The 21,744-nt window shown below is 70.1% G+C and carries 23 protein-coding genes; 8 read left to right on the top strand and 15 right to left on the bottom strand.

The window, feature by feature from the left end; genetic code table 11:
* The coding region (locus tag LI92_RS05455) for a DUF5642 family protein (protein WP_046316779.1) at positions 1-416 on the top strand (416 nt) is incomplete at its 5' end.
* Here the strand turns inward: LI92_RS05455 and LI92_RS05450 are convergent.
* A complete protein-coding gene (locus LI92_RS05450; protein ID WP_082109566.1) occupies positions 413-1,033 on the bottom strand; it encodes an alpha-ketoglutarate-dependent dioxygenase AlkB family protein in 621 nt (206 codons plus the stop codon). The two genes, LI92_RS05455 and LI92_RS05450, sit on opposite strands and share 4 nt — an antisense overlap.
* 22 nt (positions 1,034-1,055) lie before the next feature.
* The gene (locus LI92_RS05445) at positions 1,056-2,615 is read right to left on the bottom strand and encodes a dolichyl-phosphate-mannose--protein mannosyltransferase (RefSeq protein WP_046316776.1); all 1,560 of its coding nucleotides are present in this window, start codon (positions 2,613-2,615) and stop codon (positions 1,056-1,058) included.
* Between the two features lie 24 nt (positions 2,616-2,639).
* On the opposite strand from LI92_RS05445, the gene rsmI reads away from it, so the two are divergent.
* Positions 2,640-3,476 (top strand): 16S rRNA (cytidine(1402)-2'-O)-methyltransferase, encoded by an 837-nt coding sequence (rsmI, locus tag LI92_RS05440; protein ID WP_046316774.1) that lies wholly within the window; start codon positions 2,640-2,642, stop codon positions 3,474-3,476.
* Here the strand turns inward: rsmI and LI92_RS05435 are convergent.
* From LI92_RS05435 to metG, 4 genes are all read right to left on the bottom strand, one after another.
* Positions 3,446-4,696 (bottom strand): aminodeoxychorismate synthase component I, encoded by a 1,251-nt coding sequence (locus tag LI92_RS05435; RefSeq protein ID WP_046316772.1) that lies wholly within the window; start codon positions 4,694-4,696, stop codon positions 3,446-3,448. The two genes, rsmI and LI92_RS05435, sit on opposite strands and share 31 nt — an antisense overlap.
* A 12-nt stretch (positions 4,697-4,708) precedes the next feature.
* On the bottom strand, positions 4,709-5,614 hold the full coding sequence (locus tag LI92_RS05430) for an RNA polymerase sigma-70 factor (protein ID WP_046316770.1): 906 nt from the start codon (positions 5,612-5,614) through the stop codon (positions 4,709-4,711).
* Positions 5,611-6,789, bottom strand: a complete 1,179-nt coding sequence (locus LI92_RS05425) for an NAD(P)/FAD-dependent oxidoreductase (RefSeq protein ID WP_046316768.1) — start codon at positions 6,787-6,789, stop codon at positions 5,611-5,613. The genes LI92_RS05430 and LI92_RS05425 overlap by 4 nt, the downstream gene beginning before the upstream one ends.
* 108 nt (positions 6,790-6,897) lie before the next feature.
* Positions 6,898-8,436, bottom strand: a complete 1,539-nt coding sequence (gene metG / locus LI92_RS05420) for a methionine--tRNA ligase (RefSeq protein WP_046316767.1) — start codon at positions 8,434-8,436, stop codon at positions 6,898-6,900.
* Positions 8,437-8,454: 18 nt separating this feature from the next.
* Between metG and LI92_RS05415 the strand changes: the two genes are divergently transcribed.
* The 3 genes from LI92_RS05415 (at position 8,455) to rsmA (ending at position 11,460) form a co-directional block, all read left to right on the top strand.
* Positions 8,455-9,312 (top strand): TatD family hydrolase, encoded by an 858-nt coding sequence (locus LI92_RS05415; RefSeq protein WP_192829986.1) that lies wholly within the window; start codon positions 8,455-8,457, stop codon positions 9,310-9,312.
* A 109-nt stretch (positions 9,313-9,421) separates the two neighbouring features.
* On the top strand, positions 9,422-10,540 hold the full coding sequence (locus tag LI92_RS05410; RefSeq protein ID WP_082109565.1) for a resuscitation-promoting factor: 1,119 nt from the start codon (positions 9,422-9,424) through the stop codon (positions 10,538-10,540).
* The gene (gene rsmA / locus LI92_RS05405) at positions 10,513-11,460 is read left to right on the top strand and encodes a 16S rRNA (adenine(1518)-N(6)/adenine(1519)-N(6))-dimethyltransferase RsmA (protein WP_046316797.1); all 948 of its coding nucleotides are present in this window, start codon (positions 10,513-10,515) and stop codon (positions 11,458-11,460) included. Before LI92_RS05410 ends, rsmA begins: the two co-directional genes overlap by 28 nt.
* Here the strand turns inward: rsmA and LI92_RS05400 are convergent.
* Entirely contained in the window at positions 11,379-12,215 is an 837-nt protein-coding gene (locus tag LI92_RS05400) for a serine/threonine-protein kinase (RefSeq protein ID WP_046316763.1), read from the bottom strand. The two genes, rsmA and LI92_RS05400, sit on opposite strands and share 82 nt — an antisense overlap.
* 152 nt (positions 12,216-12,367) lie before the next feature.
* On the opposite strand from LI92_RS05400, the gene LI92_RS05395 reads away from it, so the two are divergent.
* The 3 genes from LI92_RS05395 (at position 12,368) to LI92_RS05385 (ending at position 16,736) form a co-directional block, all read left to right on the top strand.
* Positions 12,368-13,834, top strand: coding sequence for a PE-PPE domain-containing protein (locus tag LI92_RS05395; protein ID WP_046316762.1), 1,467 nt, complete (start codon positions 12,368-12,370; stop codon positions 13,832-13,834).
* 48 nt (positions 13,835-13,882) lie between these two features.
* A complete protein-coding gene (locus LI92_RS05390; protein WP_152665342.1) occupies positions 13,883-14,851 on the top strand; it encodes a 4-(cytidine 5'-diphospho)-2-C-methyl-D-erythritol kinase in 969 nt (322 codons plus the stop codon).
* 250 nt (positions 14,852-15,101) lie between these two features.
* Positions 15,102-16,736 (top strand): fatty acyl-AMP ligase, encoded by a 1,635-nt coding sequence (locus LI92_RS05385; protein WP_046316795.1) that lies wholly within the window; start codon positions 15,102-15,104, stop codon positions 16,734-16,736.
* Between the two features lie 63 nt (positions 16,737-16,799).
* Here LI92_RS05385 and pth read toward each other — a convergent pair whose 3' ends face one another.
* The 8 genes from pth to LI92_RS05345 form a co-directional block, all read right to left on the bottom strand.
* The gene (gene pth / locus LI92_RS05380; protein WP_046316758.1) at positions 16,800-17,387 is read right to left on the bottom strand and encodes an aminoacyl-tRNA hydrolase; all 588 of its coding nucleotides are present in this window, start codon (positions 17,385-17,387) and stop codon (positions 16,800-16,802) included.
* A gap of 12 nt (positions 17,388-17,399) precedes the next feature.
* Complete coding sequence (locus LI92_RS05375; protein ID WP_046316793.1) at positions 17,400-18,017, bottom strand: 50S ribosomal protein L25/general stress protein Ctc; 618 nt, start codon at positions 18,015-18,017, stop codon at positions 17,400-17,402.
* 137 nt (positions 18,018-18,154) lie between these two features.
* Entirely contained in the window at positions 18,155-19,027 is an 873-nt protein-coding gene (locus tag LI92_RS05370) for an oxidoreductase (protein WP_046316757.1), read from the bottom strand.
* Positions 19,028-19,055: 28 nt separating this feature from the next.
* Positions 19,056-19,328 (bottom strand): hypothetical protein, encoded by a 273-nt coding sequence (locus LI92_RS05365; RefSeq protein ID WP_046316755.1) that lies wholly within the window; start codon positions 19,326-19,328, stop codon positions 19,056-19,058.
* Positions 19,325-19,684 carry a heme-binding protein gene (locus LI92_RS05360; protein ID WP_046316753.1) on the bottom strand — a complete coding sequence of 120 codons (360 nt, stop codon included), beginning with the start codon at positions 19,682-19,684 and terminating at the stop codon, positions 19,325-19,327. The genes LI92_RS05365 and LI92_RS05360 overlap by 4 nt, the downstream gene beginning before the upstream one ends.
* 58 nt (positions 19,685-19,742) lie before the next feature.
* On the bottom strand, positions 19,743-20,402 hold the full coding sequence (locus LI92_RS05355) for an LpqN/LpqT family lipoprotein (RefSeq protein WP_046316751.1): 660 nt from the start codon (positions 20,400-20,402) through the stop codon (positions 19,743-19,745).
* The gene (gene arsC / locus LI92_RS05350) at positions 20,399-20,743 is read right to left on the bottom strand and encodes an arsenate reductase (glutaredoxin) (protein ID WP_046316749.1); all 345 of its coding nucleotides are present in this window, start codon (positions 20,741-20,743) and stop codon (positions 20,399-20,401) included. The genes LI92_RS05355 and arsC overlap by 4 nt, the downstream gene beginning before the upstream one ends.
* A 1-nt stretch (position 20,744) precedes the next feature.
* The gene (locus tag LI92_RS05345) at positions 20,745-21,725 is read right to left on the bottom strand and encodes a ribose-phosphate diphosphokinase (RefSeq protein ID WP_046316747.1); all 981 of its coding nucleotides are present in this window, start codon (positions 21,723-21,725) and stop codon (positions 20,745-20,747) included.
* Positions 21,726-21,744: the final 19 nt, after the last annotated feature.

The raw sequence follows: 21,744 nt of genomic DNA, 5'->3' as shown, positions 1-21,744 counted from the left end.
GTCAGCAGCTGCCGCAGGGTGTGCAGGGCAACATGGCGGCGGTGGCCGCCGAAGGCAAGGGCAACCGGTTCATCACCATCGCGCTGGAGACCTCCGAGCCGGTTCCGGTCAACGAGCCGGGACGCACCTGCCGCCGGATCGGCTTCTCGGGCGGTCAGATGCGCGGGCTGATCGAGACGGTCGACGCCCCGCGGATCGACGGGGTGAAGACCCTGGGTGTGCACCGGGTGATCGAGGCGGTCGCGGCCGGCAAGCCCCGCATCGGCGAACTCTATAACTACGCTGCGTATTTCGGGCCCTACCAGGTCCTGGTCACCGCCAACCCGTTGGTGCATCCGGGCAAGCCCGTCACCCCGGTCGACACCGCCCGGGCCCGTGAATTGCTGGTGGCGGCGGTGCAGGCGGTCCGCAACTAACGGACCCCGCGGGGCCGGAACTGGATGCTGATCCGTGGGCCGGTGGCCGCCGCCGTCTTGGGAATGGCGTGCTCCCACGTGCGCTGACAGGAACCGCCCATCACCACCAGGTCGCCATGGTGTTGGGCCAACCGCAGCGACTGACCGCCGCCGCGGGGTCGCAGCGCCAGCGTGCGGGTGGCGCCGACACTGACGATGGCCACCATCGTGTCCTGGGTGGCTCCGCGGCCCAGTGTGTCGCCGTGCCAGGCCACGCTGTCGCCCCCGTCCCGGTAGAGGCACAGCCCCGCCGAGGTGAACGGCTCGCCCAGTTCGCCGGCGTAGATGTCGTTGAGCCGGCGGCGCAGCTTGGCCAGCAGCGGGTGCGGCGCATCCCCGGCGGACAGGTCGTGGAAACTGACCAGGCGCGGGACGTCGAGCACCCGGTCGTACATCCGGCGGCGCTCCGCCCGCCAGGGAATGGCCGCCTGCAGTTCGCCGAGCAGGTCGGCGCTGGCATCGCTGAGCCAGCCGGGCCGGACATCGAGCCACGCTCCCCGGCCGAGTTCCCGACGCTCGCTGAAGTCGAACAGCGACTCCTGTACCGGTATCGCCACGGCGCCCAGTCTATCGCACATCCGTTCGATTTCGCGACGCCGGCTAGGACCAGCTGGGTAGCCAGATCTCCATGTTCCAGGTGGCCGGGGAGATCGGCAGGCCGGTCAGAATCGGGTACAGCCAGGCGAAGTTGGTCAGCACCAGTGCCAGATAACACGACACCGCGAGCAGTCCGAGCGACCAGCGCTCCATGGTGCCGGATCCGCCGTCGTTGACGATGTCGATGCAGATCATCGCCAACAGCATCGCCAGGAACGGTGCCATGGGCACCGCATAGAAGAAGTACATCTGCCGGTCGATGCCGGCGAACCACGGCAGCCAGCCCGCGCAGTAGCCCACCAAAGCCGCCGCGTAGCGCCAGTCGTGGCGCACCAGACTGCGCCACAACGCGTAACCGAGCACCGGAACGGCCAGCCACCACATGGCCGGGGTGCCCACGAGCATCACCGCCTTGACGCAGGACACCGCGCCGCAGCCGGGGACGTCGTGCTGGTCGATCGCATACAGCACCGGGCGCAGCGACATCGGCCACGTCCACGGCTTGGACTCCCAGGGGTGGTGGTTACCGGCGCTGTTGGTCAGCCCGGAGTGGAAGTGATACGCCTGGTAGGTGTAGTGCCACAGCGAGCGCATGGCGTCGGGCACCGGGAAGCGGCTCTCGAACCCGACCGACTGGCCGACGGCGTGGCGGTCCACCGCGGTCTCGGAGGCGAACCAGGGGGCGTAGGACGCCAGATACACCCCAAACGGGATGAGCAGCATCGCGTAGGCGGTGGGGCAGACGTCGCGGCGCAGCGTCCCCAGCCAGGGCCGGCGCACCCGGTACTGCCGGCGGGCGGCGACATCGAACGCCAGCGACATGGCGCCGAAGAACACCACGAAGTACAGGCCCGACCACTTGGTGGCGCAGGCCAGTCCGAGCAACACGCCTGCCCCGAACCGCCACCAGCGCACCCCCAGCCGCGGGCCCCACGGCGTCGCGCCGCAGCGATCCTCGGTCAGCACGGTGTGCATTCGCATGCGGACCTGGTCGCGGTCGACGATCAGCGCCCCGAAGGCACTCACCACGAAGAAGGTCAGGAAGCCGTCCAGCAGTGCGGTGCGCGCGGCGACGAAGCTGACCCCGTCGCCCACCAGCAGCAACCCCGCGATTCCGCCGGCCAGCGTGGAGCGGGTCATGCGCCGCACGATCCGAACCAGCAGGGCGATCGTGAGCACCCCGAGCAGCGCGCTGGTGAACCGCCAGCCCAGCCCGTTGTAGCCGAACAGGGCCTCACCGATCGCGATCAACTGCTTGCCGACCGGCGGGTGCACCACCAGGCCGTAGCCGGGGTTGTCCTCCACGCCGTGGTTGTGCAGCATCTGCCAGGCCTGCGGGGCGTAATGCTTCTCGTCGAAGATCGGGGTTCCGGCGTCGGTCGGGGTGTGCAGGTTGGCGAAGCGAGTCACCGCGGCCAGCAGCGTCACCGCCACGGTCACCGCCCACCCCCGGGCGCGGTCGGTCGGCCCGAAATCGGCGACCGGCACCAGCAATCCCGGACTGATCATCGGCGCGGCGCGCTCCGGCACGGCCGCAGGCTTCGTAGCGGTCGGAGCGCTCATTCAGACGATCGTAGGCTGTGCGCCATGCCCGATGGTCGATTGCTGCTGGGAGCCACTCCGCTGGGCCAGCCCGCCGACGCCTCGCCGCGCCTGCTGGAGGCGCTGCGCAGCGCTGACGTGGTGGCCGCCGAGGACACCCGGCGGCTGCGGACCCTGGCCAAGTCGCTCGGCGTGCAGATCGCCGGCCGGGTGGTCAGTCTGTTCGACGCCAACGAGGCGACTCGGGTGCCGGCGCTGCTCGCCGACATCGAGGCCGGCGCCACGGTGCTGGTGGTCAGCGACGCGGGGATGCCACTGATCAGCGACCCGGGTTACCGCCTGGTGGCCGCCTGCGCCGAGGCCGGCCTGCCGGTGTCGTGTCTGCCCGGCCCCTCGGCGGTCACGACGGCGCTGGCGGTGTCCGGGCTGGCTTCGGACCGCTTCTGCTTCGAGGGCTTCGCGCCGCGCCGGCCGGCGGCGCGCCGGGCGTGGCTGGCGTCGCTGGCCGCCGAACGGCGCACCTGCGTGTTCTTCGAATCGCCGCGGCGGCTGGCGCAATGCCTGCGCGACGCGGTCGAGGAACTCGGCGGGCAACGCCGCGCGGTGGTGTGCCGGGAGCTGACCAAGACCCACGAAGAGGTGGTGCGCGGGACGCTGTCCGAGCTGGCCGAGTGGGCGTCCGAGGAGGTGCTGGGGGAGATCACCGTGGTGCTCGCCGGTGCCAGCCCGCGTGCGGACCTGCCGACCCTGGTGGCCGAGGTCGACCGGCTGACCGCCGACGGTATGCGGGTCAAGGACGCCTGCGCGCAGGCGATCGCCGCTGCCGGAGCGCAGGTGTCCCGGCGCGAGCTCTATGACGCGGTGCTGCGTTCCCGGGACTGACCGGCGCCGACGATCGGGGCGGCTTTGTGCAGGCACTCCTGCCATTCGGCGTCGACGTCGGAGTCCGCGGTGATCCCACCGCCGACACCGAGTACCGCGCCCCCGGCGGCGTCGAACTCCACCGTTCGGATCGCCACGTTGAGTTCGGCGCCGGCCGCCGGTGACGCCAATCCCACCGTGCCGCAGTAGGCCCCGCGACGTGCGGGCTCCCAGGTGGAAAGGAGCTGACGGGCGCGGTGTTTGGGGGTCCCGGTCACCGAGGCGGGCGGGAACGTCGCCGCCAGCAGCTCCGGCATGCTCAGCTGTTCGGGCACCCGGGCGGCAACGGTCGACACCAGATGCCATACGCCCGGCGCGGGCCGCACCGCCAGCAGTTCGGGCACGGTGACGGTCCCGGTGATCGCCACCCGGCCCAGGTCGTTGCGGACCAGGTCCACGATCATGATGTTCTCGGCGACATCCTTGGCTGAGGCGCGCAGCGCCGACGGGCGGGCGTAGTGCGGCAGGGTGCCCTTGATGGGGCTGGAGGCCACCACCTGTCCCCGGCGGCGCAGGAACAGCTCGGGAGACAGTGAGGCCACCGCGCCCCAGCCGCCGGCGACATAGGCGGCCCGGGCCGGGCCGGTGCGCGCCACCGCGTCGGCGAAGAAGTCCAGCGGGGCGCCGGTGACGGTTCCGGTGAAGCGGGTGCACACGCAGGCCTGATACACCTCACCGGACCGGATGGCCTCCAGACAGGCCAGCACCCCGGCGCGGTGGGCCTGCCGATCCGGTGTCTCCCAGTAGATGCGGCATTCGCGGGCCGGGGCGGGGGTGCTCAGCGCCTGTGCCAGCCAGCTCGGCATGGCTGCGCCGGACAGGCTCTCGAACCACCACTGGCCCTCGTCGTCGTGCCGGAGCACACAGTCGGTCCAGCCACCGGCGGCCTCGGGAATACGCGGCCCCAGCCCGTCGGCGCCGGCGTCGGGATAGGACAGGTAGCCGATCCAACCGCCGCCCACCGCCCCGGGCGGGGCGTCGGCGACGGCTTCGGGCAGCGTGAACACCGTGTCCGGATCGACCGGTTCGACGGCCACGCTCGGTGCGATCACCGCCTGGGATCCGAACCATTCGCCGGTCAGTGCGGCCGGCGGCGGCAGCCCCCGACTGTCGGCGGCGTCGCCGACCGCGCGCAGCACCTCCGGTGCCGCGCCCAGGTCGCCGAGCCGCTCGATCCGCACGGCACTAGCTTGTCAGACGTGGTCGCCGCGGGTGATCTCGCGGGCGGCGGCCACCGCGGCCAGCTTGTCCGGGTTGCGCATCGCGTAGAAGTTCGTGATCAGCCCGTCGACGATCTCGACGGTGAACACGCCCTCAAGCCGGTCGGCTCGGTAGAGCAGCACCGCGGGGGCGGAGTTGCAGACCCCCATGTCAACGCGCACATCGGACATCTGCGCGCCGTGGCGCAGCAGCCCGATGACGGTGCGGGCGACCTTGTCGGCGCCGAGGATCGGTCGTCGCGCCGCGCTGGCCTTGCCACCGCTGTCGGCGGTCCAGGCCACGTCGGGCGCCAGCATCGACAGCACCGTCGTCAGGTCGCCGCCCGCCGCCGCGGTCAGGAACTCCGTGGTGATCCGCGCGCTCTCGGCCGGGTCCATCGGGGTGTAACGCGGCCGCCGGGCCTGCACATGGCCGCGCGCCCGGTGGGCGACCTGGCGAGCCGCGGCCTCGGTTTTGCCGATCGCGGCCGCGATCTCGTCGTAGCCGAACCCGAACACCTCACGCAGCACGAACACGGCCCGCTCGTCGGGACTCAGCGTCTCCAAGACCACCAGCATGGCCATCGACACCGACTCCGCCAGCACCACGTCGCATGACGGGTCCTGCTCGGTGAGCAGCAGGGGTTCGGGCAGCCACGGGCCGACGTACTCCTCCCGGCGCCGGCTACTGGCCCGCAGCGCATTGAGGGCCTGGTGGGTGACCAGCCGGGCCAGATAGGCCTTGACGTCGCGGACCCCGGCCAGGTCCACCTCGGCCCAGCGCAGGTAGCTGTCCTGCAGCACATCGTCGGACTCGGTCGCCGAGCCCAGAATCTCGTAGGCGATGGTGAACAGCAGGGGCCGCAGCTCGGTGAACCGGTCCGCGTGTTCGTCTTTCACACCGCCGCCTCTCGTCGGCCCTGCCCCTTCACCGACTCGGCGGCCCGGGCGCCGCTGCGCATCCAACGGTACGAGCCCGGCGCGACCGCCTCACCCCGAATCCACTTCAGTGTGTACCGGCAGATGGCCTCCTTGACCGCGGCGCCGAGCCGGCCGCCCACGAACGCCTTGATCGGGGTGTCGTCGCGGTGTGACAGCTGCACCGTCCCCGCATGGCGGCCCACGCTGATGCACTGAGCGGTGAACGCCTGGTCCAGGCCCGCCGGTGCGGTGTCGGCGATCCGGGCCAACACGGTGTTGGCGGCCTGGGCGCCCAGCGGCAACGCCGCCTGGCAGCTCATCCGCAGTGGCCTGCCCGAGGGCGCAACCGCGTCCCCGGCCGCCACAATCCACGGGTTGTCGACGCTGGTCAGGGTCTCGTCGGTGAGCAGCCGGCCCAGCGCGTCGGTGGCCAGTCCACTGGCGGCGGCCAGATCCGGTACGCCGAACCCCGCCGTCCAGACCGTCACCGCGCTGGGCAACACGGTGCCGTCGTCCAGCACCACGGCATCGGGGCGCACCTCGGCCACCACCGCGGCTTCGCGCACCGCGACCCCCAGCTTGCGCAGGGCCTTGGCCACCGAGCGGCGGCCCGCGGCGTGCAGGGACGGTCCCAGCTGCCCGCCGCAGACCAGGGTCACCGGCCGCCCCGGCTCGGCCAGCTCGGCCGCCGCCTCGATTCCGGTCAGTCCGCCGCCGACCACCGTCACCGGGGCCTGCGGTGCCACCGCGCCCAGGCGGGCCAGCAGCTGTGCAGCGGACTCGAATTCGCTGATGGAGTACGCGAATTCGGCGGCGCCGGGAACCGCCGGGCTGATCGCACCGGTGCTGCCGACCGCGTAGATGAGGTAGTCGTAGCGCAGGACGGTGCCCGAGGCCAGCCGGATGCGCCGGTCCGCGGCCTCGATCGCGGTGGCGGAGTCGACCAGCAGCCGGATCCCGTCACCGAGCAGCTCGGAGTAGTCCACGGTTGCCGTTCCCGTGCCGGCGATGTACTGGTGCAGCCGGATGCGTTCGACGAACACCGGCCGCGGGTTGACCACGGTGATGTCGACGGCCGGATGCTGGCGCAGTCGGTTGGCGGCCAAGGTGCCGGCGTAGCCGCCGCCGAGGATGACGACCTGGATGCGGGTCATGAGTGGCTCCTGTCGTTGAAGGTGCTGATGCCTTCAAGACACCGCGGAGCACGAATGTGTGACACGGGCCGCCCCGCCGGTGTCACCGCCGCGGCCGGCCGGCGCCGCTCACTGGTAGCGCGGGAACACCCCGGACGGCGGCGGCAGGTGTCGTCCCGCGGTCAGCCGGTCGGGCACGGCGGTGAACGTCCGCTGCTCGCCGGGCTGGCCCAGCAGGTCCAGCAGTTTGGCCGCCGACTCCGGCATCACCGGCTGCACCAGCAGCGCCGCGATCCGCACCACCTCGAGCGTGGTGTACAGGACGGTGCCGAAGCGGGCCTGGTCCGCGGCGGCCTCGCTCTTGGCCAGCTTCCACGGCTCGTGGGCGGAGAAGTACCGGTTTGCCGCGCCCAGCATCAGCCAGATGGCCTCGAGTCCCAGGTGCATGGACTGGGAGCTGAACGCGTCGCGCACCTTGTCCAGCAGGCCGTCGGCCAGCGCCAGCAACTCGGCGTCGTCCGCGGTCGGCGCGGTCGGCTCGGGCACCACCCCGGCCAGGTTCTTGGCCACCATCGACAGCGAGCGCTGCGCCAGGTTGCCCAGTTCGTTGGCCAGATCCGCGTTTACCCGGCTGATCATGGCCTCGTCGGAGATGCTGCCGTCCTGGCCGAACGGGATCTCCCGCAGCAGGAAATAGCGCACCTGGTCCACGCCGTACTTGTCGACGAACGCGACCGGATCGATGACATTGCCCACCGACTTGCTCATCTTCTCGCCGCTGTTGAGCAGGAAGCCGTGCGCGAAGACCCGGCGTGGCAGCTCGATACCGGCCGACATCAGGAATGCCGGCCAGTACACGGTGTGGAATCGGATGATGTCCTTGCCGATCATGTGCAGATCCGCCGGCCAATACCGGCGGAACGTCGCCGACTCGGTGTCGGGGTAGCCGACGCCGGTCAGATAGTTGGTCAGCGCGTCCACCCACACGTACATCACGTGGTCGGGGTCTCCGGGCACCGGCACGCCCCAGTCGAACGACGTGCGCGAGATCGACAGGTCGCGCAGGCCGCCGGAGACAAAACTGATGACCTCGTTGCGGCGCACCTCCGGGGCGATGAAATCCGGGTGCGCCTCGTAGTGCGCCATCAGCCGCTCGGCGTAGGCCGAGAGGCGGAAGAAGTAAGTCTGCTCCTCGGTCCAGGTGACCGGGGCCCCGGTTTCGGCGGCCACCCGTGAGCCGTCCTCAGTCAGCCGTGTCTCGCCCTCGGTGAAGAACCGTTCGTCGCGCACCGAGTACCAGCCGGAGTAGGCGTCTAAGTAGATGTCGCCGGCGTCGACCATGCGCTGCCAGATGGCCTTGGAGGCTTCCAGGTGGTCGGCGTCGGTGGTGCGGATGAACCGGTCGAACGAGATGTTGAGCTTGCGCTGCAGGCTCTCGAACACATCGGAGTTGCGCCGTGCCAGCTCCGCGGTCGGGATGCCCTCGGCCGCGGCGGTCTCCGCCATCTTCAGACCGTGCTCGTCGGTCCCCGTCAGGTACCGCACGTCGTATCCGTCGAGCCGGTGGAACCGGGCGATCGCGTCGGTGGCGATGTACTCGTAGGCGTGACCGATGTGCGGGTCACCGTTGGGGTAGGTGATCGCGGTGGTGACGTAGAAGGGCTTCATCACCGTTCACCCTATTGTGTGCGGGTGAGTTCCAAACGATCAGCCAAAGCTCCGCCGCCCGCGCCCGAGCCGTTGAGTCCGCTGGTCGACGCCCACACCCATCTGGACGCCTGCCTCGCACGCGGTGGCGACGCCGCCGACGGTGCGGTGCGCGCCATCATGGACCGGGCCGCCGCGGCGGGGGTCGAGGTGGCGGTGACCGTCGCCGACGATCTGGCGTCGGCGCGCTGGGTGACCCAGGCCGCCGACGCCGATACGCGGGTTTATGCCGCCGTCGCGCTGCACCCCACCCGGGCCGACGCGCTCGACGGCGCCGCCCGCGCCGAGATCGAGGAACTGGCCGCCCACCCGCGGGTGGTGGCTGTCGGGGAGACCGGCATGGACCTGTATTGGCCGGGGCTTTTGGAGGGCTGTGCCTCGCCGCAGACCCAGCGCGAGGCCTTCGCCTGGCACATCGATCTGGCCAAACGCACCGGCAAGCCGCTGATGATCCACAACCGCGACGCCGACGACGCCGTGCTGGACGTCCTGCGGGCCGAGGGACCGCCGGAGACGGTGATCTTCCACTGCTTCTCGTCGGGGAAGGACATGGCTCACACCTGCGCCGACGCGGGGTGGATGGTCAGCCTGTCCGGGACGGTCACCTTCAAAAACGCTCGTGAGCTGCGCGAAGCTGTCGAGGTTGTCCCGCATGAGCAGCTGCTGGTGGAGACCGACGCGCCGTTTTTGACTCCGCACCCGTACCGCGGTGCACCGAACGAGCCCTATTGTCTGCCATACACTGTCAGGGCGCTGGCCGAGCTGCTGGGAACCTCGGCAGTCGAGCTGGCGGAGGTGACGAACCGCAACGCCCGGCGGGTCTACGGGCTGGACTGAGGGTCGAGCAGGTCACACCCGGTTGCCGACCGCCGGCAGTTTCGTTACCGTTCCGTTATCAACCTGGGGCGCCGTGAGGCCCCCAGTCCCGTGTCGTAAGGGTTGTGCTTTGAACGCTTTGACCAGACTGCACCAGGCGCCCTCGCCGATGCTGCGGGTTCTGGTCGGCGCCCTGTTGCTGGTGCTGACCTTCGCGGGCGGCTTCGCGGTCGCCAGCGCCAAGACGCTGACGCTCGACGTCGACGGCACTCCCGTCACCGTCACCACCATGCGGTCGCGCGTCATCGACGTGGTCGCCGAGAACGGCTTCGAGCTCGGCGAACGCGACGATGTGAGCCCCGCCCGGGATGCGCGGGTGCACGACGCCGACACCATCACGGTCCGCCGTGGCCGGCCGTTGCAGCTGTCCCTGGACGGCCGTGAGCCTCAGCAGGTCTGGACGACGGCACTGTCGGTGGATGAGGCGCTGGCCCAGCTGTCGATGACCGACACCGCGCCGGCCGCGGCGTCTCGTGGCAGCCGGGTTCCGCTGGCCGGGATGGCGCTGCCGGTCGTCAGCGCCAAGACAGTCACGATCGACGACGGTGGCCAGGTCCGTACCGTGCGCCTGGCCGCGCCGAACGTGGCCGAGCTGCTCGCCGCCGACGGCGCCCCGCTGGAGCAGGCCGACAAGGTCATCCCCGCGGCGTCGACGCCGATCACCGAGGGCATGCACATCGAGGTCACGCGCATCCGGGTCACGCAGGTCACCGAGCGGGTGCCGCTGCCCCCGACGCCCCAGCGCATCGAAGACCCGACGATGAACATCAGCCGTCAGGTGGTCGAAGACCCGGGCACGCCGGGCACGCAGGACGTCACCTACGCGGTTGCCACGGTCAACGGCGCCGAGACCGGCCGCCTGCCGGTGGCCAACGCGGTGGTGGCCGCGGCCCGTGATTCGGTGCTGCGGGTCGGCGCCAAGCCGGGCACCGAGGTGCCGCCGTCGGTCTACGGTGCCGTCTGGGACCGCATCGCCAATTGCGAGTCGCACGGCAATTGGTCGATCAACACCGGCAACGGCTTCTACGGCGGTGTGCAGTTCGACTACGGCACCTGGGTGGCCAACGGCGGGTTGCGCTACGCGCCGCGGGCCGACCTGGCCACCCGCGAGGAGCAGATCGCCATTGCGGAGGTCACCCAGGCACGGCAGGGCTGGGGCGCCTGGCCGGTGTGCAGCGGGAGACGCTGACCATCGGGCTACTCGGGGCCGGTGACATCAGGGCCCTGGCGCAAGAACTCGACCTGCGGCCCCGCAAATCGCTGGGGCAGAACTTCGTCCATGACGCCAACACCGTCCGCCGGATCGTTGACGGTGCCGGCGTCACCGCCGACGACCACATCCTCGAGGTCGGGCCCGGGCTGGGCTCGCTGACCCTGGCGCTGCTCGAGCGCGGCCCCACGGTGATCGCCGTCGAGAAGGATCCGGTGCTGGCGGGCCGGCTGCCGCGGACCGTCGCCGAACACGCGCCCGCCGACGCGGCCCGGTTGCAGGTCCTCGATGCAGACGTACTGACCGTGCGCCGTGACGATGTCGCGACCAGCCCGACGGCGGTGGTGGCCAATCTGCCCTACAACGTGGCGGTTCCGGCGCTGCTGCACCTGCTGTCGGAGTTCGACTCGCTGCGCACCGTGACGGTCATGGTGCAGCTGGAGGTCGCCGAGCGACTGGCCGCCGAGCCGGGCGGCAAGGACTACGGGGTGCCCAGCGCCAAGGCGCGCTTCTTCGGCACGGTGCGCCGCTGCGGCACCGTACCGCCGAGCGTGTTCTGGCCGGTGCCACGGGTGAACTCCGGGCTGGTGCGCATCGACCGCTACGACACCGCCCCGTGGCCGGTCGACCAGGAGTTCCGTCGCCGGGTGTTCGCGCTGATCGACGTCGCGTTCGCCCAGCGCCGCAAGACCTCCCGTAACGCGTTCGCGAACTGGGCCGGCTCCGGAGTGCGGTCGGCGGAGTTACTGGAGGCGGCCGGCATCGATCCGGCCCGTCGCGGCGAGACCCTGGCGATCGCGGACTTCGTTCGTTTGCTTCAGGTTTCGGATGCGGCGGGGGCGGCGGGCGACAGCAGCGCTCGCGACAACTCTGCGCAGAACTCGGCGCAGGAGTCGTAGCGGCTCGCCGGGAGCTTCGCCAGCGCCCGTTGCACGACCACGTCGGCGGCCCGGGCTCCCGGACCCAGGCTGGCCGACAGGGCAGGGGCCAGTAGTCGCAGGTGCGCGTCGGCCAGGTCGGCGGCGTCGCGGGCGTCAAACGGCGGCGACCCGGTGAGCAACTCGACCGCGGTGCACGCCAGGGCGTACTCGTCGGTGGCCGCCGAGGGCGCCTTGCCGTGCAGGATCTCCGGTGCGGTGTAGGGCAGCGACACCTCGAGGGCGCCGGAATGCCGGGGCCGGTGGCGGACGTCGTCGACGACGGCGTGAGCCTCCCCGAAATCGGTCAGCACCGCCCCGGCGTGGCTGAAGTCCGCGGGGATGAGGATGTTGGCGGGTTTGACGTCGCCGTGCACGATGCCGCGACGGTGTGCGTAGTCCAGTGCCGCGGCCACCTGGGCCAGCGCGGTCAACCGGTCCGCGAGCGTGCGCAGGCCGGTCGCCTTGCCCCCGTCGACGTACTGCATCGCCAGCCAGAACGGCCCGTGCCGAAACACCGCGACGATATGAGGGTGCTTGAGCGCATTGGCGAACGCGAACTCGCGGCTCAGCCGAGCCTGCTGCGCGGGGGAGCGGTGCGTCTCGTCGAGGACCTTCAGTGCCACGGGCGTGGCGGGACTGCCGGGGTCATGGGCCCGATACACCGCGGCGTGCCCTCCGCGGCCCACCTCGCCGTCGATCACATAGCCGCCGTAGCCGACGCCGGCTCCCGTCATGGCCTCAGGCTAGGGCGGCCCAGCCCGGTTGGGTGCCGTTACCGCCGGTCCGCAGATAACTGAGATAAACATGATCGCGACAGTAGGAAAACATGATGGTTCGCTGGTAAAACTAATAGTCAGACTCCACTTCCCGGACCCGAGAGGCGGCCATGAAATCTCTTTCCACCCGCACCCCCCGGTCGCTCGGCGCGGTGCCGCTGGCACTGGCCGCTCTCGCCGCATCGGGTCTCGCGCCGGCGCCGGCGCCCGGGCTGGCCACCACCGCCAAGACGGTGGTGGCGCAGACCACGCTGCTCGACACCGAGTCGTGGATCATGGGCGGCAGCGGACTCCCGATCCCGCCACCGCAGTACCTGAGCGCGCTCACCGAGCGGTATATCGACCCGGCGGTCCCCAAGTTCGCGGGCCAGCCGACCTTCCCGGTCGATGCCACCAACGCCCTGTTCACCCCGGAGGGGCTCTATCCGATCACCGGAGTGAAAACGCTTCCGCTGGACACCTCCGTTCAGCAGGGCGCCACCATCTTGTTCCACACCATCATGGAGGAGATCGGCAGGGGCAATGACCTTGTCGTGACGGGATACTCGCAGAGCGGTGTCATCAACGGCGTGGTGATGGACAAGCTGCTGGCGCTGCCCGACGACCTGCGGCCCACCGCCGACGAGCTGTCCTTCGTGACCTTGGGCAGCCCGTCCAACCCCAACGGCGGCCTGCTGCCGCGCTTCGACATCCCCGGTGTGCCGCTGAGTCTGCCCAGCCTGGGCGTGACGTTCAGCGGCGGCGCGCCGTCGGAGACTCCGTGGACGTCGGTGAATTACGTCCAGGAATACGACGGTTTCGCCGACTTCCCGAAGTACCCGCTGAACCTGCTGGCTGACCTCAACGCCTTCATGGGCATCCTGTTCATCCACCGCAACTATCCGTCGTTGAGTGACGAGCAGCTGGCGGCCGCCATCGAGTTGGACGTCTCGGAGGGCTATGCGGGCAACACCCGATACTTCATGATCCCCACCGAGAACCTGCCGCTGCTGGAACCGTTGCGTCTCACCGCATTCGGCGATGCGTTCGCCGATCTGTTGCAGCCCGCGCTGCGGGTGCTGGTCAACCTGGGCTACGGCGACATCGAACACGGCTGGGACCAGGGTCCGGCGGACATCTCCACTCCGTTCGGGCTGTTCCCCGACGTCAACCCGGTGGACGTGCTCACCGCGCTGGGGAACGGCGTGCAGCAGGGTTGGGCGGATTTCGGCGACGCCCTGCGGGAACTGTCGTCGGGCAGTGTGGCCGACTGGTTCGGCTGGGACACCGGGGCCACGCTGGACTTCTCCCTGCCCAGTCTGAGTGAGGTCGTCAACACGTTCAGCAGCGCTGCCGCCTCTCTTTACGCAACCCTGTTGCCGGCCGCCGACATCATCAACGCCTTGGTGACCAGCCTGCCGGCCTACAACGTGAGCCTGTTCTTCGACGAGCTGCTCTCCGGTGACCTGATCGGGGCGATCGGCATGCCGTTGGCGGCCACCACCGGACTGGTCACCATGGCGGCCGGGTTCCAGGCGGCGGTGTTTGCGGAGGCGATCGAAGCGGTCGGGCAGGACTTCGCCGATCTGTTCTCCTGACCGACCCGCGCGACCGCAGTCGCCGAGGCGCCTGCGACCGTTAGTCTCATCGGCGTGACCGCATCCGACGGAACTGCCGCCACCGAGTGGTCCCCGACCGGTTCGGTCACCGTTCGGGTGCCGGGCAAGCTCAACCTCTACCTGGCCGTCGGCGACCGCCGGACGGACGGTTACCACGAGTTGACCACCGTCTTCCATGCGGTGTCGTTGGTCGACGAGGTGACGGTCCGCGACGCCGACGTGCTGTCGCTGCGGGTCGGCGGCGAGGGCGCCGACGTGCTGCCCACCGATGAGCGCAACCTGGCCTGGCAGGCCGCCGAGCTGATGGCCGAGTACGTGGGCCGGGCTCCGGACGTGGCGATCAGCATCGACAAGTCGATTCCGGTGGCCGGCGGTATGGCCGGCGGCAGCGCCGATGCCGCGGCGGTGCTGGTCGGGATGAATGTGCTCTGGGAGCTCGGTGTGCCGCGCCGCGACCTGCACGCGCTGGCCGCCCGGCTGGGCAGCGACGTGCCGTTCGCGCTGCACGGCGGTACCGCATTGGGCACCGGCCGCGGCGAGGAACTGGCGACGGTGCTCACCCGGGAGACGTTCCACTGGGTGCTGGCGTTCGCCGACCGCGGGCTGTCCACCCCGGCGGTCTTCGCCGAGTTGGACCGGCTGCGCGACACGGGTCGCCGGCTGCCGGAGTCGGGCGATCCTGAGCCTGTGCTGGCCGCGCTGGCCGCCGGTGACCCGCAGCGATTGGCCGGACTGCTCGGCAATGATCTGCAGGCGGCAGCGATCAGCCTCAACCCGGCGCTGCGCCGGACTCTGCGCGCCGGTGTGGAGGCCGGCGCGCTGGCCGGTGTGGTGTCCGGTTCCGGGCCGACGTGTGCGTTCCTGTGCGCGTCGGCGGCGTCGGCGGCCGACGTCGCCGTGGAGCTGTCTGCGTTGGGCGCGGGCCGGGCGGTGCGGGTGGCCAGCGGCCCGGTCTACGGGGCCCGGGTGGTGCCGTCGTCGGTCAACGGGGCCTGACGTCGCACCCGACACGCGGGCAGATTTGCCCCGTGGATTAAGAGGAGTTTAAGATAGCCCGCGGTGACTAATTGCGGCCAGGACATCCCTGCCACCCAGACGCTCCTGATCTGGTGGGCCGCGCATTACGGTATCGAGATCTAACCGCCACCGAATTGTGCGCGCGTGCCTCTCGCAAACTGGTCTCCAGCAGGTGGAACATGAAATCTGAGCCCGTATGGAAAGTACTGGTGCCGGCTAGGAGGCCGTGGTGAGCAGGTTTACCGACAACATGTTCCGTAGTGCCCGGGAATCCACCAAAGGCATGGTCACCGGCGAGCCGCACGCACCGGTCCGGCACACCTGGGCCGAGGTTCATGAGCGGGCCCGCCGCATCGCCGGCGGACTGGCCGCGGCCGGTGTCGGTCCCGGGGACGCGGTAGGGGTGCTTGCCGGCGCCCCGGTCGAAATCGCCCCCACGGCCCAGGGCGTGTGGATGCGCGCCGCCAGCCTGACCATGCTGCACCAGCCCACCCCGCGCACCGACCTGGCGGTCTGGGCCGAGGACACCATGACCGTCGTCGACATGATCGACGCCAAGGCCGTCATCATCTCCGAGCCCTTCATGGCGGCGGAGCCGGTGTTGACCGCCAAGGGCCTGAAGGTGGTCACGGTCGCAGATCTGCTGGCCGCCGAGCCGATCGACCCGGAAGAGGCCGGCGAGGACGATCTGGCGCTGATGCAGCTGACGTCGGGTTCGACCGGGTCGCCGAAGGCCGTGCAGATCACCCACCGCAACATCTACTCCAACGCCGAGGCGATGTTCATCAGCGCTGAGTACGACGTCGAAAAGGACGTCATGATCAGCTGGCTGCCGTGCTTCCACGACATGGGCATGATCGGCTTCCTGACCGTGCCGATGTACTTCGGTGCCGAGCTGGTCAAGATCACCCCGATGGACTTCCTGCGCGACACGCTGCTGTGGGCGAAGCTGATCGACAAGTACAAGGGCACCATGACGGCGGCCCCGAACTTTGCCTACGCCCTGTTCGCCAAGCGGCTGCGCAAGCAGGCGACCCCCGGCCAGTTCGACCTGTCCACGCTGCGATTCGCGCTCTCGGGTGCCGAGCCGGTGGAGCCGGCCGACGTCGAGGACCTGATCGACGCGGGCCGGCCCTTCGGCCTGAAGCCCGAAGCCATCCTGCCGGCCTACGGCATGGCCGAGACGGTGCTGGCGGTGTCGTTCTCCAAGTGCGGTGCGGGTCTGGTCGTCGACGAGGTCGACGCCGACCTGCTGGCCGCCCTGCGTCGTGCGGTTCCGGCCACCAAGGGCAACACCCGCCGGCTGGCCTCGCTGGGGCCGCTGCTGGAGGGCATCGAGATCCGGATCGTCGACGAGAACGGCAACGCGTTGCCGGCGCGCGGCGTGGGCGTCATCCAGTTGCGCGGCGAGCCGGTGACCCCGGGCTACCTGACCATGGCGGGCTTCCTGCCGGCGCAGGACGAGCACGGCTGGTATGACACCGGCGACCTGGGCTACCAGATGGAGAACGGCCACGTGGTGGTGTGCGGCCGGGTCAAGGACGTCATCATCATGGCGGGCCGCAACATCTACCCGACCGACATCGAGCGGGCCGCCGGCCGCGTCGAGGGTGTCCGGCCGGGTTGCGCGGTCGCGGTGCGCCTCGATGCCGGGCACTCCCGGGAGACCTTCGCGGTCGCCGTCGAATCCAACGCCTGGCAGGATCCGGCCGAGGTACGCCGCATCGAGCACCAGGTTGCCCACGAGGTGGTCACCGAAGTCGACATGCGGCCCCGCAACGTGGTGGTGCTCGGGCCGGGCAGCATCCCCAAGACCCCGTCGGGCAAGCTGCGCCGGGCCAACTCCATCGCGCTGGTCACCTAGGGGCCTGGACACCTGGACCAGGGAGCCCCCAGGCCGGTGGCGGGGGCGTCGTCGCGCGTTCGGTTATGCGCCCCAGGCGTGCACGATGTTCTGGGCGGGCTCCAGCCCGCGCTCGATCAGCAGTTCGGTGGCGTCGGCGGCCTGCTCGCAGATGGTCGGCAGCACGTCGCGCTCGCGGGCGCTGAACGGCTGCAACACGAACGCGGCCGGATCCTGGCGTCCCGGGGGGCGGCCGATTCCGAGCCGAACCCGCTGAAAGTCCTTGCTGCCCAGGACGGTGGCTATCGAACGCAGCCCGTTGTGGCCGCCCTCGCCGCCGCCCTGCTTGAGCCGGATCCGGCCGAAGTCCAGGTCGAGGTCGTCATGGATCACCACGACGCCGCTCGTGGGCACCGAGTAGAACTTGGCCAGGGGGCCCACCTGGCGCCCCGACTCGTTCATGTAACAGCGTGGCCGGGCCAACACCACCGGGCGCCCGCACAGGCGCCCGGTGGCCACGTCGGCGCCGGAGCGCTTGTGCAGCTTGAATGCCGACCCGGCCCGCTCGGCGAGCAGGTCGACAACCATGAAGCCGACGTTGTGCCGAGTGCGGGCGTAGTTCGGGCCCGGATTGCCCAGGCCGACCACCAGTATCGGGGGTGACTCGGCCACGCCGCGCTCGGCCTACTCGGAAGCGGCGGCGTCGCCGCCTTCGCCGCCGGCTTCCTCGCCCTCTTCGGCCTCGGCGCTCGGGGCCTCGATCACGTTGACCACCAGCAGTTCGGGGTCGGAGACCAGGCTCACGCCCTTGGGCAGCGCCAGGTCGCCGGCGGTGATCTGGGTGCCGGCCTGCACGTCCTGGACCGAGACGGTCAGCTGTTCGGGAATCGACAGCGCTTCGGCTTCGATCTCCACCGCGGTGGCGTCCTGGGTGACCAGGGTGCCGGGGGCGGCGTCGCCCTCGAGGACGACGTTGACCTCCACGACGACCTTCTCGCCGCGGCGAACGACCAGCAGGTCGGCGTGCTGGATGGTGCGACGGATCGGGTGGATCTCGAGCGCCTTGGTCAGCGCCAGCTGCTCGGTGCCCTCGATGTCGAGGGTGAGTACCGCGTTGGTGCCCGAGTGACGCAGCACGGCGGCGAAGTCGAGCGCCGGAAGCTCCAGGTGCTGGGGGGTGGTGCCGTGGCCGTAGAGGACGGCGGGAACCCGGCCGGCCCGGCGGGCCCGGCGTGACGCGCCCTTGCCGATCTCGGTCCGCACCGAGGCAGTCAGCTGGTTGGTGGTCGGGGTCTTGGCCATGGGAACTCCTGAGGTGGTACGGGTGGGCATCAGGCACGGCCAGATCGCGACAACCACCTAGGAGGTCCTCGCCGATAACGGCAGCCCAAGGGGGCCGCCCTCGCCGTGACGCCTGGTCAGGCTAACGCATCAGCGGCTCAGATCTGAAATTGAACCCCGGTGAGCTGCTCGGACAGCGTCCACAGTCCGGCGGCGGTGGACCCGCTCTTGGCCGGCCGGCTGCGGCCGACCGGACCGCTGCGGCCCAGCAGGCCGAACCGCGGGCCGATGAAGGTGTTGCCGGACAGATCCTGCGACGCCGCGTAGAGCGTCTGCCGCGCTCCGAAGTCGGCGCTGGTCGCCAGGGTCCAGTTGCCCAGTGTCCGGGTCAGCAGGTCGGCGACCCGATTGCCGGTGTGGCCCTGCAGATTGGTGCTCGAGTAGCCGGGGTGAGCGGCCAGCGCCCGCAGCGGCGATCCCGCTGCCACGAGCCGGCGCTGGAGTTCGCTGGTGAACAACAGGTTGGCCAGCTTGGACTGGCCGTAGGCCCGCCACGGCGAATATTTCCGCGACTTCCAGTTCAGGTCGTCGAGGTTCACCTGGCCGATCCGGTGCGCGAAGGAGGACACCGTGACCACCCGGTCGGTGAGTTTGGGCAGCAGCAGGTTGGTCAGCGCGAAGTGGCCCAGGTGGTTGGTGCCGATCTGACTTTCGAAGCCGTCGACGGTGGCTGCGTAAGGCACCGCCATGATGCCCGCGTTGTTGATCAGCACGTCGACCTGCGCGGTGTCGTCGGCAAAACGGCGCACCGAGGACAGGTCGGCCAGATCCAGGGCCCGAACCGTCACATCACCGGGCATTCCCGCCGCGGCGGCCTGCCCTTTGGCGGTGTCGCGGACGGCCAGGGTGACGGCGGCGCCCACGCGCGCAAGCTCGCGCGCGGTCACCGCGCCCAATCCGCTGTTGGCGCCCGTGACGATCACGGACCGGCCGGCGAACGACGGCAGATCGCCGGCGGTCCAAGAGGTCATGGCCACACTCTAGTGATCAGGTGCGCGCTCAGTGGCAGTTCGCCGTGTGCACCCAGCGCCCGTTGTAACCCGTGCAGACGCTGGGCGGCGGTGGCGGCGGGGGCGGCGGCACGTCTTCGGGCAGCGGCGCATAGTAGGCCGGTGGCGGCACCGGGTCGGCGCAACCGCTGACATACACGCGGCGGCCCACGCTCACGCAGCCCTGTGCGGTGGTGGTGCCGGCCGGTGTGAACACCACGACGGCCCCCGGCAGGCTCATCAGCGCCAGTGCTGCGAGGATCCCGATCCGGCGGGTGATCATTGGTCCAGCAGCGGGGGCTCGGCCTGGGGCAGTCCGCACCGGGCCCGGAAATCGGTCAGGGGCTGGCGCAGCCCGAGTAGGTCGGCGTGGGCCTGCGGATGGTCGGCGAAGAAGCTGCGGATCGCCTCGGGCACCTCGTCGTCGGGCCGGTCGCGCAGCTCGGTGTAGAACGCGTTGACGTCCGGATGCGCGTACAGGTAGCCCGACGTCGAGGCGGTGACGCCGGTGACGGTGTTGGCCATATCGGCGGCGGTGCAGCCGGGTGGGGCGTCAGCCGACGCCGTGGGCCCCAACAGGCCGGCGGCGACGGCCGCGAGCCCGGAAAGGCTCAGCACTGACCGGCGAACGAGAGACATGGTGGGCTCCCTTCAACAGGTGCGTCGCACTGTAACAAGACCTGAACACCGATGCGGCTCACTTGGCGGCGACGGTGAACCCGTTCATGATCGCTTCGACGTCGGTGGCGTGCTTGGGTGCCTCGTCGGCCGGTGCGGTGACCGCCAGCTGCACCAGATAGCGCTGGTCTGCCGGTGCCGAACCGGTCGCGATCACCATCCGAAACCAGCTGTGCAGGCGCTGGCCGTCCATGTCGTAGGTGCCCTGCACCATCGAGGACGGGAAACCCTGGTAGTCCTCGTTGGAGGCGTCCAGCAACCGGAAATTCGGTGAGAGCTGGGCGTCGACCACCCCGTGCCGGATGGCCTCCTTCGAGTCGAAGTTGCCGTCGAGCTTGACCACAGTCAAGATCGCCCGCGGGAACTTCTCGCCCTTGCCGAGGACCAAAGTGGTCGACGGCAGCATCGGGCTTTCCTTCCTGGTCCAGCCCGGCGGTGTCGGGATCGACACGGTCAGGTCGGTGGGGGCGTTGGGGGCCACCGCCTCGGCGACCACCCCCTGGTCTTCGAGGTACCGCCCCACGGTCACCGGGGGTTCCGGCTCCGAGGAGGTGGTGGTCGCGGTGCCGTTTCCCCAAATGGAGTGGTAATCAGGGGTTTTGCTGCCGCAGCCGGAGGCCGTGGCGGCCAGGACCGCGCACGCCGCCAGCGTCGCGGCCGCCAACCGAGACGAGCTCACAGGATCTCGCGGACCGCGTCCATCGGACGGGCCAGCCGGGTGCCTTTGCCGGTGACGACGAACGGCCGCTGGATCAGGATCGGGTTGGCGGCCATCGCGTCGAGCAGATCGTCGTCGGACGCTTCGGCCAGGCCCAGCTCGGCGTAGACCGCCTCGCCGGTGCGCACCGCGCCGCGTACGCCCACCCCGGCGGCGCTGATCAGCTCCGCCAGCTCCGCACGCGACGGCGGCGACTTCAGGTACTCCACGACTGTCGGGTCGATACCGTGCTCGCGTAGCAGTTCCAGCGTTTTGCGGGAGGTCGAGCAACGCGGGTTGTGATAGATCACCGCGTCGGTCATATCAGGCGTCTCCGTCGAAAAGGCCGGTGACCGAGCCGTTTTCGAACACCGCCCGGATGGTGCTGGCCAGCAGCGGGGCGATCGACAACACGGTCAGCTGCGGGAACCGCTTGTCCTCGGGGATCGGCAGCGTGTTGGTGACGATCACCTCGCTGGCGCCGCAGGCCGCCAGCCGCTCGGCGGCCGGGTCGCTCAGCACCCCGTGCGTGGCGGCGATGATCACGTTGCGCGCGCCGTCCTCGCGCAGCAGGTTGACGGCCGCGGCAATGGTGCCGCCGGTGTCGATCATGTCGTCGATCAGTACACAGGTCTTGCCGGCCACCTCACCGACGACGCGGTTGGATTTGACCTGGTTGGGCACCAGCGGGTCGCGGGTCTTGTGAATGAACGCCAGCGGAACGCCGCCCAGCGAGTCCGCCCACTTCTCGGCGATGCGCACCCGGCCGGAGTCGGGGGAGACCACCACGACATCGGAGTTGCCGTAGTTCTCCTTGATGTAGCCGATCAGCAGCGGCTGCGCCCGCATGTGGTCCACCGGGCCGTCGAAGAAGCCCTGGATCTGGTCGGTGTGCAGGTCCACCGTGACGATCCGGTCGGCGCCGGCGGTCTTGAGCAGGTCGGCCACCAGGCGCGCCGAGATCGGCTCGCGGCCGCGGTGCTTCTTGTCCTGCCGGGCGTAGGGGTAGAACGGCAGGATCGCGGTGATCCGCTTGGCGCTGCCGCGCTTGAGCGCGTCGATCATGAGCAGCTGTTCCATCAGCCACTGGTTCAGCGGCGCCGGGTGCGACTGCAGCACGAAGGCGTCGCAGCCGCGCACCGACTCGTCGAAACGCACGAAGATTTCGCCGTTGGCAAAGTCACGGGCGGTCTGGGCCGTCACCGGGACGTCCAGTTCCTTGGCGACCTGATCGGCCAGTTCCGGGTGCGCACGACCGGCGAAAAGCATCAGGTTCTTGCGATTGTCTGTCCAGTCGTGGCTCACGTGCTGCCCCCGCCGTAGG

This window comes from Mycobacterium sp. UM_Kg1 (assembly GCF_000972925.1).
Classification (GTDB): Bacteria; Actinomycetota; Actinomycetes; order Mycobacteriales; family Mycobacteriaceae; genus Mycobacterium; species Mycobacterium hiberniae.
Note: the sequence above shows the minus strand (reverse complement) of the source record. Positions and strands in the feature narration are given on the sequence as shown.

Bases quoted from the DNA above. Each gene is read 5' to 3' on its own strand.
- LI92_RS05400 (WP_046316763.1), bottom strand. From the start codon at position 12,215: ATGACGGGAGCCGGCGTCGGCTACGGCGGCTATGTGATCGACGGCGAG.
- LI92_RS05395 (WP_046316762.1), top strand. From the start codon at position 12,368: ATGAAATCTCTTTCCACCCGCACCCCCCGGTCGCTCGGCGCGGTGCCG.
- LI92_RS05375 (WP_046316793.1), bottom strand. From the start codon at position 18,017: ATGGCCAAGACCCCGACCACCAACCAGCTGACTGCCTCGGTGCGGACC.
- metG (WP_046316767.1), bottom strand. From the start codon at position 8,436: ATGAAGCCCTTCTACGTCACCACCGCGATCACCTACCCCAACGGTGAC.
- LI92_RS05445 (WP_046316776.1), bottom strand. From the start codon at position 2,615: ATGAGCGCTCCGACCGCTACGAAGCCTGCGGCCGTGCCGGAGCGCGCC.
- rsmI (WP_046316774.1), top strand. From the start codon at position 2,640: ATGCCCGATGGTCGATTGCTGCTGGGAGCCACTCCGCTGGGCCAGCCC.
- LI92_RS05425 (WP_046316768.1), bottom strand. From the start codon at position 6,789: ATGACCCGCATCCAGGTCGTCATCCTCGGCGGCGGCTACGCCGGCACC.
- LI92_RS05370 (WP_046316757.1), bottom strand. From the start codon at position 19,027: ATGACCTCTTGGACCGCCGGCGATCTGCCGTCGTTCGCCGGCCGGTCC.
- LI92_RS05365 (WP_046316755.1), bottom strand. From the start codon at position 19,328: ATGATCACCCGCCGGATCGGGATCCTCGCAGCACTGGCGCTGATGAGC.
- arsC (WP_046316749.1), bottom strand. From the start codon at position 20,743: ATGACCGACGCGGTGATCTATCACAACCCGCGTTGCTCGACCTCCCGC.
- LI92_RS05450 (WP_082109566.1), bottom strand. From the start codon at position 1,033: ATGTGCGATAGACTGGGCGCCGTGGCGATACCGGTACAGGAGTCGCTG.
- LI92_RS05360 (WP_046316753.1), bottom strand. From the start codon at position 19,684: ATGTCTCTCGTTCGCCGGTCAGTGCTGAGCCTTTCCGGGCTCGCGGCC.